The sequence below is a fragment of the Prauserella sediminis genome, from assembly GCF_014195435.1.
Taxonomy (GTDB): Bacteria; Actinomycetota; Actinomycetes; order Mycobacteriales; family Pseudonocardiaceae; genus Prauserella; species Prauserella salsuginis.
Window position 1 is genome coordinate 2,137,965 of the sequence record NZ_JACIBS010000001.1, and the last position, 17,378, is coordinate 2,155,342.

General features: G+C 70.8%; 16 protein-coding genes. 6 read left to right on the forward strand and 10 right to left on the reverse strand.

All coding sequences use genetic code 11. The annotated features are described in order from the left end of the window. Window positions 1–18: 18 nt before the first annotated feature. The 3 genes from FB384_RS09740 to FB384_RS09750 are packed head-to-tail and all read right to left on the reverse strand — an operon-like array spanning window position 19 to window position 3,795. A complete protein-coding gene (locus FB384_RS09740) occupies window positions 19–1,194 on the reverse strand; it encodes an acyl-CoA dehydrogenase family protein (RefSeq protein ID WP_183781741.1) in 1,176 nt (391 codons plus the stop codon). Between the two features lie 22 nt (window positions 1,195–1,216). After that, entirely contained in the window at window positions 1,217–2,386 is a 1,170-nt protein-coding gene (locus tag FB384_RS09745; protein WP_183781743.1) for an acyl-CoA dehydrogenase family protein, read from the reverse strand. A 26-nt stretch (window positions 2,387–2,412) separates the two neighbouring features. Further along, window positions 2,413–3,795, reverse strand: coding sequence for a CaiB/BaiF CoA transferase family protein (locus FB384_RS09750; RefSeq protein WP_228725998.1), 1,383 nt, complete (start codon window positions 3,793–3,795; stop codon window positions 2,413–2,415). A gap of 127 nt (window positions 3,796–3,922) precedes the next feature. Here FB384_RS09750 and FB384_RS09755 point away from each other — a divergent pair, with 127 nt between their 5' ends. Then, a complete protein-coding gene (locus tag FB384_RS09755) occupies window positions 3,923–4,789 on the forward strand; it encodes a LysR family transcriptional regulator (protein WP_221213149.1) in 867 nt (288 codons plus the stop codon). A 37-nt stretch (window positions 4,790–4,826) separates the two neighbouring features. On the opposite strand, the gene FB384_RS09760 is transcribed toward FB384_RS09755, so the two are convergent. From FB384_RS09760 to FB384_RS09785, 6 genes are all read right to left on the reverse strand, one after another. After that, a complete protein-coding gene (locus FB384_RS09760; RefSeq protein WP_183781747.1) occupies window positions 4,827–6,398 on the reverse strand; it encodes an aldehyde dehydrogenase family protein in 1,572 nt (523 codons plus the stop codon). Continuing rightward, complete coding sequence (locus tag FB384_RS09765; RefSeq protein WP_183781750.1) at window positions 6,395–7,258, reverse strand: NAD(P)-dependent oxidoreductase; 864 nt, start codon at window positions 7,256–7,258, stop codon at window positions 6,395–6,397. The genes FB384_RS09760 and FB384_RS09765 overlap by 4 nt, the downstream gene beginning before the upstream one ends. A 20-nt stretch (window positions 7,259–7,278) precedes the next feature. Beyond that, window positions 7,279–7,773, reverse strand: a complete 495-nt coding sequence (locus tag FB384_RS09770; protein WP_183781753.1) for a hypothetical protein — start codon at window positions 7,771–7,773, stop codon at window positions 7,279–7,281. A 2-nt stretch (window positions 7,774–7,775) separates the two neighbouring features. Continuing rightward, entirely contained in the window at window positions 7,776–8,600 is an 825-nt protein-coding gene (locus FB384_RS09775) for a DUF3100 domain-containing protein (protein ID WP_183781756.1), read from the reverse strand. Between the two features lie 122 nt (window positions 8,601–8,722). Next, on the reverse strand, window positions 8,723–9,631 hold the full coding sequence (locus FB384_RS09780; protein WP_183781759.1) for a LysR family transcriptional regulator: 909 nt from the start codon (window positions 9,629–9,631) through the stop codon (window positions 8,723–8,725). Window positions 9,632–9,710: 79 nt separating this feature from the next. After that, window positions 9,711–10,175: a hypothetical protein gene (locus FB384_RS09785; RefSeq protein ID WP_183781762.1), complete on the reverse strand. Its 465-nt coding sequence runs from the start codon at window positions 10,173–10,175 to the stop codon at window positions 9,711–9,713. A 54-nt stretch (window positions 10,176–10,229) separates the two neighbouring features. Between FB384_RS09785 and FB384_RS09790 the strand changes: the two genes are divergently transcribed. From FB384_RS09790 to FB384_RS09800, 3 genes are all read left to right on the forward strand, one after another. Beyond that, on the forward strand, window positions 10,230–10,925 hold the full coding sequence (locus FB384_RS09790) for a response regulator transcription factor (RefSeq protein ID WP_183781765.1): 696 nt from the start codon (window positions 10,230–10,232) through the stop codon (window positions 10,923–10,925). Next, entirely contained in the window at window positions 10,925–12,238 is a 1,314-nt protein-coding gene (locus FB384_RS09795) for a sensor histidine kinase (RefSeq protein ID WP_183781768.1), read from the forward strand. The genes FB384_RS09790 and FB384_RS09795 overlap by 1 nt, the downstream gene beginning before the upstream one ends. 122 nt (window positions 12,239–12,360) lie before the next feature. After that, window positions 12,361–12,876 (forward strand): PepSY domain-containing protein, encoded by a 516-nt coding sequence (locus tag FB384_RS09800; RefSeq protein WP_183781771.1) that lies wholly within the window; start codon window positions 12,361–12,363, stop codon window positions 12,874–12,876. A 127-nt stretch (window positions 12,877–13,003) separates the two neighbouring features. Here FB384_RS09800 and FB384_RS09805 read toward each other — a convergent pair whose 3' ends face one another. Next, the gene (locus tag FB384_RS09805; RefSeq protein WP_183781774.1) at window positions 13,004–13,516 is read right to left on the reverse strand and encodes a DUF1772 domain-containing protein; all 513 of its coding nucleotides are present in this window, start codon (window positions 13,514–13,516) and stop codon (window positions 13,004–13,006) included. A gap of 262 nt (window positions 13,517–13,778) precedes the next feature. On the opposite strand from FB384_RS09805, the gene FB384_RS09810 reads away from it, so the two are divergent. Both FB384_RS09810 and FB384_RS09815 read left to right on the forward strand, forming a co-directional pair. Beyond that, entirely contained in the window at window positions 13,779–15,734 is a 1,956-nt protein-coding gene (locus FB384_RS09810; protein WP_183781777.1) for a helix-turn-helix domain-containing protein, read from the forward strand. A gap of 274 nt (window positions 15,735–16,008) precedes the next feature. Further along, window positions 16,009–17,286, forward strand: coding sequence for a hydroxymethylglutaryl-CoA reductase, degradative (locus FB384_RS09815; RefSeq protein ID WP_183781780.1), 1,278 nt, complete (start codon window positions 16,009–16,011; stop codon window positions 17,284–17,286). The last annotated feature ends 92 nt before the right edge of the window (window positions 17,287–17,378 follow it).

Genomic DNA, 17,378 nt, shown 5'->3' on the forward strand with positions numbered 1-17,378 from the left:
GCCGGCGGACAGGCGGGCTCACGCCGTGACGGCGCCGGAGTTGTTGAGCAGCGCGCTCGGCGCCCGCAGTGCGGACTCCGACGCCACGGCCCTGCGCCTGGCGGCGGCCACGCCCCCGAAGCTCTCGGTGATCGCGGTCAGGCGTGCGGCCTGGTGCGCGACCTCGGCCTCGTAGGTCATGCCGATACCGCCGTGCAGCTGAACGGCTTCCTCCGCCACGGCGGTGGCGGTGTCGCCGACGAACACGAAGGCGTCGTCGGCGATCGCGGCGAGGTCGACGTCGGCACCTCCGTCGGCGGCTTCGACGGTCGCGGTGGCCCACAGTGCCATGGACCGTGCCAGCTCCACGTGGGCGTAGAGGTCGGCGGCCCGGTGAACGAGTGCCTGGAACGTCGACAGGGGAACGCCGAACTGCTTGCGGTTCTTCAGGTACTCGACGGTGAGGGTGAGTGCGGATTCCATCAGCCCGACGGCTTCGGCCAGCACGGCCACCCGCGCCCGTGCGAACGCCGCAGCCAGCGCCGCGGCCACGTCGGCGCCCGAGGTGCCGAGCGGAGTGGCGGGGGTGTCGACGAAGGTGACCTGCGAGGCGCGGCTCCAGTCCGCGCTGCGCCCGTCGGCGCGTGTGATGCCCTCCGCGCCTGCTTCGACGACGTAGACGCCGGTTGTGCCGTCGCTGTCGGAGGCGGTCACCAACAGGGACGAGGCCTGGTCTGCGTGCCGTACCGGCGCCTTGACCCCGGCGAGTGTCACGGAGCCGTCGGCGCGGCGGGTCGCCGTGACCGACGGGGTGGCGTTCCAGGGCCTGCCCGGTTCGGCGTGGGCGACCGCGACAGTTTGCGTGCCCTCGGCGAGCGCGGGCAGCAGCTGTTTGGCCTGCTCGTCGGTGCCGACCGCGGTGATCAGCCACGACGGCAGGAACACGCCGTCGAGCAGTGGTTCGGCTGCGGCGTGCTTGCCCAGCGCCTCGAGCGTCGCGTACACCTCGACCGGTCCGGCATCGGCTCCGCCGTGTTCGCCGGTGATGGTCAGCCCGGTGATGCCCATCTCGGCCAGGGTGCGCCACACGCCCTCGTTCCAGCCGAGCTCCGAGCCGGTCGCCTCGGCCCGGCCGCCCGCCGCGTAGCCACGGCCGACCGCCGAATCGACGGTCTCGAACAGCAGTGCCTGGTCCTCGTTGAATTCCAGATTCATGGCCGTGCCCTCTTTCGCCTTCTCACAGTCCCAGGATGGTCTTGGCGATCACGCCGCGCTGGATCTCGTTGGAGCCACCGAAGATCGACAGCTTGCGCTGGTTCAGATACTGCGCGGCCGCGACCGCGGACGCCTCGTCGGCCACCACCGCTTCGGTGTCGAGCAGCATGCTGTCCTGGCTCGCTGCCTCCTTGCGCAGTTTGCTCAGTTCCTGCAGCGCCTTCGTTCCCTCCATCTTCAGCAGCGAGGACACCGGGCTGGCCTGGCCGTTCTCCGACGCACCGGTCACCCGCAGCTGCGTGGCCTCGAGCGCCAGCAGCGTCGTCCGTGAGCGGTGCATCGACGCGCGGAACTGCGGGTCGTCGGCCAGCGCGCCCGTCTCGGTCGGAATGCCGCCCGCGGCCTCGGCCAGGTCGGCGAAGACCCGCTGGCTCGTGCCGATCTGCGCGATGCCGTTGCGCTCGTTGCCGAGCAGGAACTTGGCGTAGCTCCAGCCCTTGTTCTCCTCCCCGACCAGGTTCTCGACCGGGACGCGCACGTTGTCGAAGAAGAACTCGTTCACCTCGGCACTGCCGTCGACGAGCGTGATCGGGCGGCGCTCGATCCCCGGCGTCGTCATGTCCAGCAGCAGGAACGACAGGCCCTGCTGCTTGCGCGGTGCGTCGGGATCGGTGCGGGCCAGCACGAACATCCAGTCGCCGTACTGCCCGAGCGTGGTCCACGTCTTCTGGCCGTTGAGCACGTAGACGTCACCCTCACGGCGTGCGGTGGTGCGCAGCGACGCGAGATCGGATCCCGCCTCCGGCTCCGAGAAGCCCTGCGACCACCAGATGTCCAGGTTCGCCGTCGCGGGCAGGAACGTGCGCTTCTGCTCCTCGGTGCCGAACTCGGCGATGATCGGGCCGATCATGCTCACGTTGAACGCCAACGGCTGCGGAACGGAGCCTCGTTGCAGTTCCGAGGCGTAGATGTGCGACTGGGTCGGTGTCCAGTCCTTGCCGCCCCATTCGACGGGCCAGTGCGGCACCGCGAGCCCGTGGGAGTTGAGGATGCGCTGGGTGGTGACGATGTCCTCGCGCGTGATCCGGCTCAGCGCGTTGCGCCTGCGGATCTCCTCGGGGATCTCGCGCAGGAACACCTCCCGCAAGCCGTCCCGGAACTCGATGTCCTCACTCGACAGTTCCAGATCCATGGCGTCGGTATCCTTTCGACGACGGTTCAACGGTCCGCGCGTGTGGCGGCGAGGACCTCGGCCGTGCTCTGTCCGGCCCGCTCGGCGTGCCGGCGGAAGCCTACGGGTGTTGCCGAGAAGTGCAGCGGGCTTTCCACGACCCGGATCGTGCCCTCCGTCGGGTGTTCCCGTTCCTTGATCAACTCGACTTCCCGAACATAGGGGTCGTCGGGCAGTTCCGCTATGTCGACCACGCGGGCGTAGGGAACGTCGTGGGCGGTGAGGTACTCCTCCCACTCCGCGGTGGTCCGATGCGTCGAGTTGGCCAGCACCTTCTCGACACCCGCCGTGAACACCTCGCGGTCGATCACCGGGGAGTCCCACGCCGGGTCGGCGGCCGCGTCGTCCAGCCCCGCGCCCTTGAGCAGGATGCGGACACCCTCGTTGGTGTAGGGGACGGCGGCGATCGCGCCGCCGTCGGCGGTGCGCATGGCCGCGTGCGTGTCCGAGAGCGAGAGCGGGTTGCCCACCTCGCCCGCAGGCGGGACGAACAGCTCGCCCGCGAGGTGCTCGACGAGGTTGACGGCGATCATCGCGTCGGCCATCGCCAGCGTGATCTCCTGCCCCTCGCCGGTGCGCTGCTGGTGGTACAGCGCGGCCAGCACGCCGCCCAACAGGTACAGCGCCGCGGTCTTGTCCGCGATCAGCGTGGGCACGAACTGCATGCTGCCCGCCGCTCGGTTCTGCAGGCTGACCAGGCCCGACGACGCCTGGATCACCTCGTCGTAGGCGGGCCGGTCGCCGCGGGAGGAGTCGGCGGCGAATCCCTGGGCGTGGGCGTAGATCAGGTGTGGCAGCCGTTCGGCGACCTCGGCGTAGCCGAGTCCGAGTCGTTCGAGTGCTCCCGCGCGCATGTTGGTGACCAGTACGTGGGCGTCGGCGAGCAGGGCGAAGAGATCCTCGCGGCCCGCCGGGTCCTTCAAATCGATGGTGACGCTGCGCTTGTTGCGGTTCACCTGCAGATGCAGCGGAGCCATGCCGGGACTGCGGCCGATGTTGGCCGGCGAGTGCCTCGCGACGTCGCGCACTGGTTCGACCCGGATGACGTCGGCGCCGAAGTCCCCGAGGAGCTGGGTCGCGAGGGGGCCCATCACCGCGGACGAGAGGTCGACGACCGTCACGCCGTCGAGCGGTCCCTTGCCGGTGGTGGTGCCGGCTGGGCCTGCGGCGTCGGCTGAGGCTGCGGTGCCGGCTGGGCCTGTGGTGCCGGCTGCGGCTGTGCTGCCGGTCGAGGCCGGGTGGCCGGTGGAGGTGTCGGTCTCGGCGGAGAGTGCGGTGTCCGCGGCTCCGGCTCCGGTGTCCGCGTCGCTCGGCGAGTGTGCGCCGGTGGCGGTGTCGGTGTCGGGACCCGAACGGTTGGGCGAGGTCATCGCGGTCCTTCCCTCGGGTGATCAGCTCACCTTCGACGTTAGAAAGCCGAGAGTGACGAGGGAATGACCGACTGCCTCACGCTGGTATGTCCACAGCGGCAACACCACATAGGCTGCAGGCGTGGAGATGCACCACCTGCGCTACTTCCTCGCCGTCGCGCGTGAACTCAACTTCACCCGCGCGGCGCGGTCACTGAACATGTCGGTGCCGCCGCTGAGCCGCCGGATCCGCGACCTGGAACGCGAACTCGGCGAGACCCTGTTCGACCGCTCGACCCACCACACGCGGCTGTCATCGGCAGGGCACGCCCTGCTGCCGCTGGCCGAATCCGTGGTGTCGAACTTCGACGCGATCCCCGGGCTCGTCGGCGCACGCGACCGGCGGTGCGACGTGCGACTGGCGGTGCCCGACGTGCTGAACCCTACGCACCGGCGCAACCTGAGTGAGTCGATCCGCTCGCTGGAGGAGCACTACCGCGTCACCATCCGGCAGTTGCCGTCGCTGGACATGCAGTCGGCTCTGCTGAGCAGCTCGCTCGACGTCGCCGTGTCCCACGTCGGCACCAGCGACGAGCGGCTGGCGGCGCTCGTGCTCTACCGCGAGCCGCTCGGCGCCGTGGTCGACTCCGGCCGCTTCCCGGGACGCACCTCGCTCACCCTCGCCGACCTGCGCGGATTCACCTACATCCAGGGCCCGCGGCACTGGGATCTGGGCTCGCACCGCGCCGACCGGCTGGCCGCGCACGGCGTGGTGGTCGACAAGGACGCGCAGTTCACCGACACGTCCGGGCTGCTGGTCCTGCTGCGCAGCACGAAGGGTTTCAGCCTCGCACCGCTGGAGTCGGCGACGGTGCTCGCGCTGGACCCCGAGTCGACGATCCTGCCGGTCGACGACCTCGGCGCCACGCTCACGACCTATTTGTTGTGGCGCAACGCGGACATCTGGATCGACCCGGTCGTGGACGTGCTCCGGCACGCTCGCGACCCGCGGTGAACCGTCCCGGCCCGCGAGCGGCGCCGGTGCGGGCGCCTCAGGTGAGCGAAGGGAACGGCGGTGGGGTCGGCACGGTCGGCACCCACACGGCCTTGGTCTGGGTGTACTCGTCCAGCACACCGGGTCCCGAGGAACGTCCCCAACCGGAGTCGCCGACGCCGCCGAACGGCACGGCGACGTGGATGGTCTTGTAGGAGTTGATCCAGAACGTGCCCGCGTCGACCGCGTGCGCGACGCGGTGCGCACGCGAGACGTCCGCCGTCCACACGGCGCCCGCGAGGCCGAAGCCGGTCCCGTTGGCCCTCGCGACGGCCTCGGCCTCGTCGGTGAAGGTGCCGACCGACAGCACCGGTCCGAACACCTCGGTCCGTTCGAGCGTGTGCTCCGGGCCGACGCCGTCCAGCACGGTCGGCATCACCCAGTTGCCGCCCTGCCACGGGGATTCGCGCAGGTGCGGACTCAGTTCGTGCCCGGCGACCCGGTCGGCGCCGTCGGACATACCGGTGTCGATGAGTGAGCACACCGTGTCGTACTGCGCCCGCGTGACGATCGGGCCGATCTCGGTCCGTGGATCGAGTGGGTCGCCGAGCCGGAGGTGCCGGACTCCTTCCCGGATCCGTGCGATCAGCGCGTCGTGGATGTCCCGGTGGACGAGCAATCGCGAACCGGCGACGCACGACTGGCCGGCCGCGGCGAAGATGCCCGCGATCGCTCCGTGCGCGGCGCGGTCCAGGTCGGCGTCGTCGAAGACGATGTTGGCGCTCTTGCCGCCGAGTTCGAGCAGCGTGGGCGTTCCGACCGCGGCAGCGGCGCTCGCGACCGCGCGCCCCGTGGGCACCGAGCCGATGAACGCGATCTTGCCGACCCTCGGATCACCGGTGAGCGCGGCACCGAGCGTGCCGCCGAGACCGGGCGCGACCGTGAGGACACCGGGCGGCAGGCCGGCGTCCTCGGCCAGCGCGGCGAGCCGCAGCGAGGTCACGGGGGTGAACTCGCTGGGCTTGACGATGACCGCGTTCCCCGTGGCCAGTGCGGGTGCCGCGTTCCAGGCCGCGGTGAACAGCGGTGCATTCCACGGCGTCACGGCGGCGACGACCCCCCACGGCACCTTGCGGGTGTAGGTCGCCCACTCGCCCGGCACCGGGATGGTGTCCCCGATGATCTTGTCGGCCCAGCCCGCGAAATAGGCGAACATCTCGGCCGCCTTCGCCGCTTCGACCCGGGTGTCCCGCAGCGGCTTTCCGGTGGTGGCGCTCTCCAGTACGGCCAGTTCCTCGGCGTTGTCCGACACGGCCGCCGCGACGTCCCGCAGGATCCGCGCGCGCTCGAACGGATTCGCCGCACCCCACGTCGCGGCGCCCCGCCGTGCCGCGTCCACCGCGACGGCGGCTCCTTCGGCGCCGGGATCCGCCCAGGTCGTCACGAGCGCGCCGGTCGCGGGGTCGCGCAGTTCGATCGGCTCGCCCGAGCCCGGATGCGTCACGCCCGCGGCACGGACGCCGATGCCGTCGGGCAGGTGACGGTCGAGGAGTACGCGCGCCCGCTCGCCCGGATCCCTGTCGGCGAGCATGGTGAGGTCCGGTGTGCCGCTCGTCGGTGTCACGCTCATCGGTTCTGGGTCCTCTCCGGCTGTGCCATGCGGTTGAAGTCCTCTGCTGCGCCGAGTCGGTCGCGGGTGTCGCGCCACGCCGCGGACACCACGTCGGCGAGTGGTGACGGCGTGCCGAGCGAACGCGCCGTCTCGGTCGCCAACGCGACGTCGCGCGCCATCAGCCCGAGCGGGAAACCCGAGTCGAACGTCTCCGACAGCACCCAGCGGGGCAGGTTGACCTCGGTCACGGCGCTGCGTCCGGATGCTCCGTTGACGGCTTCGACGACCCGTGCCGGGTCGATGTCGGCCGCTTCCGCCAGCCGGAGGGCCTCGCCCGCGATCTGCAGCTGAGTGGCGCAGAGCAGGTTGTTCACGAGCTTGGCGACGTTGCCGGCGCCGGGGCCGCCGACATGGACCACGCGCTGGGCGATCGCGGCCAACACGTCCTCGGCCTCCGCCACTGCGTCGTCGCGTCCGCCGAGGAACACCGTGAGCGAGCCGCTCTGTGCCCCGGCGGGACCGCCGCTGACGGGGGCGTCCAGCAGGCTGTGGCCGTGCCGGGTGAGCCGTTGCTCGAGCGCCCGGGTCGAGACCGGACTGCTCGTGGAGGTGTCGACGACGAGCCGGTGTCCCGGTTCGGCCTCGAGCAGGCGGTCCACGAGCTGTTCGACCTGTTCGGATCCCGGCAGCGACAGGACGAGTACGTCCGCGTCCGCCACGGCCTTGTCGAGGTCCACGACCGGGAGGAGGTCGTCGACGCGTGCTGCCGCCTCGGGCGCGGGGTCCACACCGAGGACGGAACGGCCTGTCTGCGCGAGGGTTCGCGCGATGCCGGCACCCATGTTGCCGAGGCCGATCACGGCCACGGAGTCGTGCATCTGGTTCTCTCCTTATCCGGTCAGCCGGTGATGCGAAGGACGATGTCGGCGACGACGGCCGAACCGATGTAGGTGGACGCGAGCACGAACACCGCGATCAGCAGCAGTTTCCAGCCGGACTTCTTGACGACGTCGATCTCGCGTTCGGTGAGCGCCAACCCGGCGTAGGCCAGTGCGGGCACGCTCAGTGCGAGGAAGTCGATGTCGGCCACGAGCGCCGTGACGGCGCTTCCCCATGGCGTGAACGGGAGCGTGGCGGCGATGCCGAGCAGGGAGATCCACGCGATGCTCGGCAGGTAGAACGGGGCGAAGCGCGTCAGCACGATGCCGCCGGCGCAGATCAGGTACAGCCCGGCCATGCCGCCGACGGCGGCCAGCGCGGAGATGTCCGTCGCCAGCAGCTGCAACGCCCAGCCGAGCACGCTGACCAGAGCCAGATCGCGCAACGTCGGGACCACGGCGATCTTCTCGCGCGGGATCCGGGTGCTCCCGCTCGCGGTGTCTTCTGCGCTCACGGTCAGCTCTCCTTCCGTGCCGCCGACGCCTCGCCGGGGCGTGCCTTCTTGTACAGCCATTCGACGACGGGAAGTGCGACGAACAAGCTGACGTACAGCCCGGTGGCGTAGGTGAGCAGATTGCTGGCTCCGGCCAGCGCGACGACGGTGTCCTCCATTCCCGGCCACATCCCGGAAAGCGCGCCGCTGCACGCCGCCAGCATGGACCCGCTGCCGACCCCGCAGGCCATCGCCAGCGCCTCGGGCGTGAAGATCCCCAGCGAAGCCATCAGTGAGGCCAGAACCGAGAAGATCAGCGTGCCGAACAGGGTGCCGACGACGTAGACGACCATGACCCCGGTGCCTTCCGGGCTTTTCAGGCCGTAGCGGTCGACGATGATGGCCAGGTTCGGCTCACGGGCGACGGAGAAGGTCGCGCCGATCGCCTCCCGGTGGAGTTTGAAAGCCCAGATCGCGAGTGGGAAGGCGAATGCGACCGTGGCGAGGTTTCCGATTTCCTGCAGCAGAAGTGCGGGCCCCGCCTCGATCAGTTCCTCAAAGGACGGTCCGATGGTGGTGCCGAATTTCGCGATGAACGGCATGATCGCGATGACGATCATCGGCGAAGCCGCTTTCACTTCCCGTTTTCGGATGAACTTCGACGCGGCCCGGACGACGTGCGGATTGATCAGCACGCTGAGAAGGAACGCGTAGAGCAACGGAAGCAGCAGAATCGCGGCGGGGCCGATCGGAATCTCCCGCACGTCGATCAGCTGCGCGACGACGGCGACGACGAGCACGGCGACGTGCAGTCGCCACATGTCCAACACGCTGCCCGGTGCACGCATGGCGGCTCCTGCTGATGAGGGGGTCGGCGACGGAACTCTCGATGGCAGGCGACGCTACGTTCACGGCAGGTGGTGCACAAGAAGACAATTTTCGGACCAGGGTGTTGCCATTCGGGCAACACTCACCGGGGGTTCAGCGAGTCGAGCTGTTCCGAGCAGTGTTCGAGGAGCCGCGATGCGGCGAACGACGGAGTGCGCCCACCCCGCGTCAGCAACTGGGCGTGGACCCGGCCGCTGTCCGCGTCACCGAGGGGAATCGCCCGCAGCCGCCCGCTCGTCAGGTGCCTGCCGACGGCGAACCGCGGCAGCAGCGTGATGCCGAGACCCGCCAGTACGAAGCCGGTCATCGCGTGGATGGAATTGCTGACGAGCCGGATGTCGAGCAGAACGCCGTGGGTGCGCTGAATCTGATCGGTCAGCGCGCGCAACCCGAAACGTGCCGGCAGCACGGTGGCCGGTTCGTCGGCCAGCCGCTGCGGCGTGACCTCGTCGAGGTCGGCGAGCGGGTGGTCCGGCGCGCAGATGACGTGCAGCGGCTGCGGGGCCTGCCGGACGACGGTGAGCTCGCGGTGCGGCGTCGTGTGCAGGGCGAGGGCGAGGTCGACCTCGTCGGCGAGCAGCAGGTCGCGGATCTCGTCGGTGCCGCCGGTGCTCAGCTCCACCGACACCCCGGGGTAGTTCGCGAGGAAGCTGTTGAGCCCGTGTTCCACCAGGTCGTCGATGAACCCTTCGCCCGCCGCCACGCGCACCCGGCCTCGGCGCAGGTCGTGCAGTTCGTCGAGGTTCTCGGTGAGCAGCTCTTCGAGGTGGGCGCGGTCCTTGGCGAAGCGCAGCAGCAGTTCGCCCGCTTCGGTGGGGCGCACGCCGCGGGCGCTGCGTTCGAGCAGCGTCGTCCGTAGCCGTCGTTCGAGCGCTCCGATCGCTCGGCTCACCGCGGAAGGGGCGAGGCCGAGTTGCTCGGCGGCCGACCGGATCGACCCGGTCTCACAGACGGCGCCGTAGTAGCGCAGCGTCCGGTCGTCGAGGGACATGGCGCGACCCTAGCGGGCCCGTGGCGAGCAGGCCTGCGCGAACGACGGTGTCGTGGGAGGCCGGCCGTGCCGGTTGCGGTCAGTTGTCGGCGTCGACGGTGGCGCGCGGCTTTCCGTTGCGGCACTCCGCGGAGACGTCCACGTCGCGATCCTCCGATTCGAAGGTCAACTCCACCTCGTCGTCGGGTCCGTCCTCGATATCGTCGGCCTGGAACCCCTGGGCGGGACTCCACGACAGCAGCGAGGCCTGGCCGTCCCGGTCGCAGGCTGCCACCACGGTCCCGCCCGGCGTGTGCTCGACGTGACGTGTCCGTGGCCGGTCGCCGGGGCCTTCGGGGCCTTCCCGGTCTGCCGTGGCCGACGAGGCAGGGCTGCTCAGCTCCGCCTCGACCTCGGCAGGTTCGGCCATCGGCGGGCCGGGGGCGAGGATGCCGCGGCCGAGCGCGGACACGGCGACGAGACCGACCGCGACCGCGACCCCGGCCGCGGCCAGCCAACCCGCCACAGCCAGGGCGGTGCGCGCGGCGCGGTTGGGGCGAGCCATGCGACCCACTATGCCAAGCCGCTTCCGGCGGGCGCGCGGGCTACGGTGCGGTGCGTGGCGCAAGTGTTGTTGGTCGAGGACGACGCGACCATTCGTAGCTCGCTGAGCAGGGCCCTGCACGACCTCGGGCACGCCGTCACCTCGGCGGGGACGGCCATGGACGGGCTGAACCAGGTCGTGGCGCAGCGTCCGGACGTGGTGGTGCTCGACATCGGCCTGCCCGATCTGGACGGGCGGGAGATGCTGCGGATGCTCCGCGCGGTCAGCCACGTCCCGGTCGTCGTGGCCACCGCGCGCGGTGCGGAAGAGGAAATCGTGGACGTGCTGAACTCGGGGGCCGACGACTACGTGGTCAAACCGTTCGGGGCCGGTCAGCTGGACGCGCGGATTCGCGCGGTACTGCGGCGCGGCGGGCAGCGTTCGGAGCCCGAGACGCTCGTCGTGGACGGACTGCGGCTCGACCCGGCTGCCCGAACGGCCACATTGGACGGTGAGCCGCTCGAACTGACCCCGCGCGAATTCGACGTGCTGCACTATCTCGCCCGACGTCCCGGTCAGGTGGTGAGCAAGCGGGAACTGCTCACCGAGGTGTGGCAGCTGCCCTACGGCGGGGCCGACAAGACCGTGGACGTGCACGTGTCCTGGCTGCGCCGCAAACTCGGCGAGACCGCCAAGAACGCGCGGTACCTGCACACGGTGCGCGGTGTGGGGGTGCGGCTCGGCGGGGCCGAGGAACCGGGGAACTCCTGATGCGGCGGCGGATCGCCCTGCTAGTCGTCGCCACCACGGTCCTGGTCGTGGTGGCGTTCCTGATCCCGTTGGCCGTGCTCGCGCGCACGGTGGCGTTCGACAGGGCGGTCAACGACGCGACCGTCCAGGCGCAGGCGCTCACGTCGGTCGTGTCCACAGCGGATCCGCGAGTGCTCGAGCTGAGCGTCCAGCAGGCGAACGCCGAGGGACGCTTCCCGGTCACGGTCTTCCTCGGCGACGGCACGAGAATCGGCGCGGACGCCGACCGCACGTCCGCGGTTCGGCTGGCCGAGCGGGGTCGCAGCCTGACCGTGGACACCGAGAACGGCGTCGAAGTGGTGGTGTCGGTGGGCGACGCCTCCGGCGGTCAGGCGGTCATCCGCACCGCCGTCAGCGAGGAGGAGCTGATGCGCGGGGTGCACCGCGCATGGTTGCTGCTGGGCGCGCTGGGGGTGGCGCTGGCTGCGCTGAGCGTGCTCGTCGCCGACCGTATGGCGCGTGGCCTGGTGCGCCCGACACGGGAACTCGCCGCGGTGTCGCACCGGCTGGCCGCCGGTGAGCTGGACGCGCGGGCCCACGTGGCGGCGCCGCGGGAGATGCGTGATGTCGCCACCGCCCTGAACCACCTGGCAGGCCGCATTCGCGAACTGCTCGCCGAGGAGCGCGAACGAGCGGCCGACCTGTCGCACCGGCTGCGCACACCGCTGATGTCGCTGCGGTTGGACGCCGAAGCGCTGTCCGATCCGGTGGAATCACAGCGGATCACCGGTCACGTGGACGCGTTGCAGCGCGCCGTCACCCGCATCATCGACGAGGCGGGGCGCCGCAGCGGTACGTCCACCGGCGACGTCGCCGAGCACTGCGACGCGGCCACGGTCGTGTCGGAGCGGGTGGTGTTCTGGTCGGTGCTCGCCGAGGACACCGACCGTGAGGTGCGCACCGACCTCGCCGAGGGACCGTTGCCGGTCGCCGTCAGCGAGGCGGACCTGGCCGCGTGCGTCGACGCGCTGCTCGGCAACGTCTTCGGGCACACCGTGGACGGCGTCGGTTTCTCCGTGACCCTGGAGCGGGGTGACGACCTGGTGCGACTCGTGGTCGACGACGAGGGAACGGGCTTTCCCGAGACGAGCACCGGTCCGCTGCGGCGCGGCGCCAGCGGAAGCGGGTCGAGCGGTCTCGGGTTGGACATCGTGCGCCGCGCGGCCGCCGATTCGGGTGGTGGCGTGACCTTGGAGCGGGCCCCGGGCGGCGGCGCCCGGGTGGTCGTCGAACTCGGGTACGCGAACCCGTCAACCCGCCCCGAACTGCGGTGATGCGCTTTAGCCTCGCCTTAACGTTCGAGTAGCGCCCGGTTAGTTCCTCCGCTGGGAACGTCGTGCTCGACGGCGGCGCCGATGCCGCCCGAGCATCACGGAAACGCACAGGAGGATTCGACGTGTTGGGCAAGAAGAAGCTGGTCGGAGCGATTGCGGTCGCAGGTGGCGTCCTGGCCATGAGTGGCACGGCCGTTGCGTTCGCGGCCGACGGCGGCCAGTCCGGGGACTCGCGTCCGGCATCGGCCCAGCAGCAGTCCGAGCGGCCCTACACCGGTCCGGACCCCGAGGACATCTACACCGGACCCGGCGACCACTACACGGGTCCTGGCGACCACTACACCGGTCCCGACTCCGACGACATCCACACGGGCCCGAAGGGCGAGCAGGCGCCGTCCCACTGGGGCAACCCGTGGCCGGAGCACTGCTCGAGCGAGCAGCCGGCCGTCGGCGCGCAGCAGGCGGAGCGGATCGCGCTGCAGCGGGTGCCCGGCGCGAGCGTGATCGAGATCGACCTCGACCGCTGCTACGGCTTGGAATGGGAGGTCGACCTCCGCAAGGGCGCTGCGGAGTACGAGATCGAGATCGACGCGGACAACGGGAAGATCGTCTCGTTCGAGCAGGATCGGGACGACTGACGGAGCATCGCGTCCCCGGCCCCCGCATTCGGCCCGCCCGGACCGGGTGCGGGGGCCGTTCCGTGCGGCGGCCGCACCGCCGCGGCAGCCGCCGCATCGTGGCGGACGTGGCCGTGGGCGTCGGCTGTCACGCTCGCGGTTCCGAGGCGATCCGGTCGCGGTGCAGCCGCTGCAACCCTACGAAGGCGAGTGTTGCGGTCACCGCGCTCATGCCGAGCCGGAACCAGTGGCCGACCTCGAACTCGACGGCGGTGCTCCGCAGCAGTTCCGCGGTGTGCATCGCCGCCCCCTCGTCGAACATGATCTCGTTGCGGGGCCAGAAGTACAGCACCGAGAACAGGAACTCGCCGAGTGCGAGCGATGCGAGGCTTGCCGCGATCCACCACCGTGCGGCCCGAACCTTCCTGACGAGCAACAACGTGACCACGGCGACGATCAGTGTGGCCGCGCCCATCGGCGGGAAGAAGTCGGCGGGTCCGGTGACGTCGAAGAACTCGCTGGCCTCGGTCAACGACCGCGGAACGTCGTGGAAGACGTTGGGATAGATGACGATCGTCTCGACCGCGATGCCGCCGAAGGCCACCATGGCCAACCAGACATACACGGCGGAGACGGGAAATCCGAGTCGGTGAACCGACATGGCGTGACTCCGTATCGGACGGAAGGGAACTGACCCCGGGAACGCTAGGGCGGTGTGACCCGACGGCGCGTCCGTCGCAGCGCCCTCGCCGGCTACGCGTTCCGGCGTACGCCGGAAGGTGGCGAGCTACGTCCGGCGGTTGCGTGTGCACGCTCCGGCGCAGCCGGCGGCGGCCGCGACGACCGCGCCGGTCGGCGGGCAGTCCGAGGCGCCGCCGCGGGCGGCTGTCGACGCGGCGGGCAGCCTGGGGGATGCTCGGCTCATGGCCGTGCGGAACGATCGGCAGGACTCGATGCTCTCCGTGTCCGAAGTCCTGGAACTGCTGGATGCGGTCGTGGCGGAATCCGACACGTCGGAACCCGCCACGACCGTCGGTACGGCCCTGCCCGCCGACGACGCTGCTGCGCTGGAGGGACGCATCCGCAACGTGCGTGCCTCGATGGCGCGGTGGCGTCGCCGCGGACAAGAGCTGTCGGCCCTGTTCTCGAGCGCTCACGAACTCGCCGAGCTGCGCGACACCGACACCTTGCTGGACCGCCTGGTCGAGCGGGCCCATGACCTACTGGGTACCGACGTGACCTACCTGTCCGAGTTCCACGAGGGCAGGGACGAACTTCGGGTCCGGTCGACGTCGGGGGCGATCGACTCGTCGTTTCGCCGGTTGCGGGTCCCACCGGGCATGGGGCTGGCCAGCAAGGTCGTGCACACCCGACTTCCACAGTGGACTTCCACGTATCAGCAGAACGACGACATCCCGCACGAACCCGGGATCGACGCGGCCGTGGCGGCCGAGGGTCTGGTCTCGTTGCTGGGGGTGCCGCTGATCGCGGGCGACCGCGTGCTCGGCGTCCTGTTCGCCGCGAACCGCAGTGGCCACACGTTCACGCCGGACGAAGTGGCGCTGCTGAGCGCGTTCGCGAATCATGCCGCTGTGGTGCTGCAGACGACGTCGTTGCTGGAGCAGGCGCGGTTGGCGGCCCACGAGGCCGACCGTGCCCGAGCCGTGCTGGCCGACAACGTGACGGCGATGGAGCGGGCGAGCGCGGTGCACGAGGACCTGACGGCGGTGGTGCTGAAAGGCGGGAGCGCCGAGGGTGTGGCGGACACACTGAGCGGAGCCCTGAACCGGCCCGTGACGATCCTCGACCGGGACTGGGAGCCGATCGCGGATGCGCGGGCCGGGGCTCGCGGTCTCGCCGCGGCGGACGGACTGTCCGGCCGGGTGCGGGAGGCGATCGCCGAGAGCCGGCCGTCGGGGCGGTGCGTGTTCGTCGACGGCGGTGCCCCGGAACCCGAGGTGGTGGTCGCCGTGGTGGCCGGCGACGTCTTTCTGGGAGCCGTCCTCGTCGGACACGGTGAGCTGGAGCTCGGGGCCGTGGAGCAGCGCACCATCGAGCGTACGGCCCAGATCGCGGCCCTGGTCGCCGTGCAGCAGGACGCGGTGGCCGAAGCCGAGGACCGGGTCAGGGGAGAACTCGTCTCCGACATTCTGCGGGGCGATGTGCTGCAACGGCCCGACCTGGTCCGCCGCGCGCGAGCTCGGGACGTGCGGCTCGACGAGCTGCGGTCGGTCGTCGTCGTGGCCGTGCCGGCCGAGGCCCGTCGAACCGTGTCGGTGGCCCTGCGGCGGGCCGGTTCGGGGGCGCTGGTGGGCGAGCGCGACGGGGTCCTCACGGTGCTTTCGCCGCGACCGGAACCGAACGACGTCGCGCACGAGGTGTGGGCAACCGCCCGCCGGGCAGCGGAAACCCCGGTGCTGGCGGTCGCGGGGCCGCCGGCACCGGCGGCTGCCGCGCTGGGGGAATCCTTCGAGGCGGCGCGCCGCTGTGCGCAGCTGTTACAGAGCTGGCAGGCGCCGGACGGCGCCGTGGACGCGCAGGCCTACGAGCCGTATCTGGCGGTGTTCGGCTCGCGCCCGCGTGACCTGTCCCGGTTCATCGACTCGGTCATCGGGCCGGTTCTGCGGTGGGACGAGGAGCGCGGTACCGACCTGTTCGCGACCCTGTCGGCGTTCGCCGAGTCACAGGCCAGTCCGACCCGCACGGCGCGGGCACTGCATGTGCACATCAACACCGTCACCCAGCGACTCGAACGGATCACGGCGCTGCTGGGAGAGGGCTGGCGGGAACCCGAGCCGTTGTTCCGGATCTCGCTGGCGACGCGCATGCGCTCGCTGATCCGCCGGCACGCCATGGACGGACCTGCCGACACGCGGTGATCGTGTCCGCTGCGGGACTGGACGCGCGCGGCCACCGGGTGGGGCGTCGCGCTCTCCAGTGACGCCGTGCCGGGCCGGGGTTGTGGGTGAACTACACGTGGCCACCGGTCCGAATGTGGGTTCTTCGCCCGTATGGACGCGGTCCGTGACGGCCTAACGTTCCTGGTCAACCGGAACGGCAGTGCGGCCGACCCTCGTCGTGCCGCCTGCCTGCCGGGTGTGAACTGTCGTCGTCGCCGGTGCCCGGTGACGCAGTACGGCGTGGGAGGTCCGCGTGTCCGTGTACAGCAGGTTGTCCGGGTTCCGGGACGTGCCGCCGGCCGCTCGGCGAGCGCAGCTCGCCGAGCACACCGGCCGCGCCCCGGACGAACTCAGCGCGCTGGATCCCTCCGAAGGGCTCACCGTCGAGCAGGCCGACCACATGATCGAGAACGTCGTGGGCGTGCTCGGCGTACCACTCGGTGTCGCCACCAACTTCACGATCAACGGTGACGACGTCCTCGTCCCCATGGCGACCGAGGAGCCTTCCGTGGTCGCGGCCGCCAGCAATGCCGCCCGAATCGCCAGGGTCGCCGGCGGCTTCCACACGTCGAGTTCCCGGCCCGTCATGCAAGCGCAGATCCAGGTCGTAGACGTCGAAGATCCGGAGGGTGCCCGGCTGCGCCTGCTCGACGCGCGTGCCGAGCTGTTGCGGATGGCCGACGAACAGGATCCGCAACTGGTCGAACTCGGCGGCGGGGCCAGGGAACTGTCGGTGCGAGTGGTCGAGGCCAGGCCCGGCAGGTACGTCGTGCTGCACCTGATGGTCGACGTCCGCGACGCGATGGGGGCGAACGCCGTCAACTCGATGGCCGAGGCCGTCGCGACGCGGGTCGGGGAGATCGCTCGCGGGCGGGTGCTGCTGCGGATCCTGACCAACAAGGCCGATACGCGACTGGCGCGTGCGAATGCCGTGTTCGACGCCGCGACCCTCGGCGGTGCGGACGTCGTGCGGGACATCGTGCACGCCGGCGCGCTGGCCGAAGCCGACCCGTACCGCGCGGCGACGCACAACAAGGGAATCCTGAACGGCATCACGGCCGTGGTGCTCGCGACCGGCAACGACACTCGCGCCGTCGAATCCGGTGCGCACTCACACGCCGTCGGTGCGGACGGCCGCTACACCGCTCTCTCGCGCTTCGAAACCGACGCCGACGGCAACCTGACAGGAACGCTGGAGCTGCCGATGCCGGTCGGGCTGGTCGGCGGGGCCACGAAGGTGCATCCCGCGGCGCAGTCGGCCGTCCGGCTGCTCGGCGTCGCCACGGCCCAGCAGCTGGCCGAGGTGATCACAGCCGTCGGACTCGCGCAGAACCTCGCGGCGTTGCGCGCGCTGGCGACGGAGGGCATCCAACGCGGCCACATGTCGTTGCACGCGCGCAATGTGGCGGTGTCCGCGGGAGCCACCGCCACCGAACTTCCGCAGGTCGTGTCGCGCCTCGTCGCCGACCGGGCCGTCCGTGCCGACCACGCCGAGCGGGTGCTTGCCGAACTCAGAGCAGGCCGGCCGTGACGAACCGGCCGCCGGGCGCCACCCGCGCCGGGGTCGTGCCCGGCAGGAACGCCCGCGTCGTCGGCGCCGATTCCCGTCGGAGATCGGCGTCG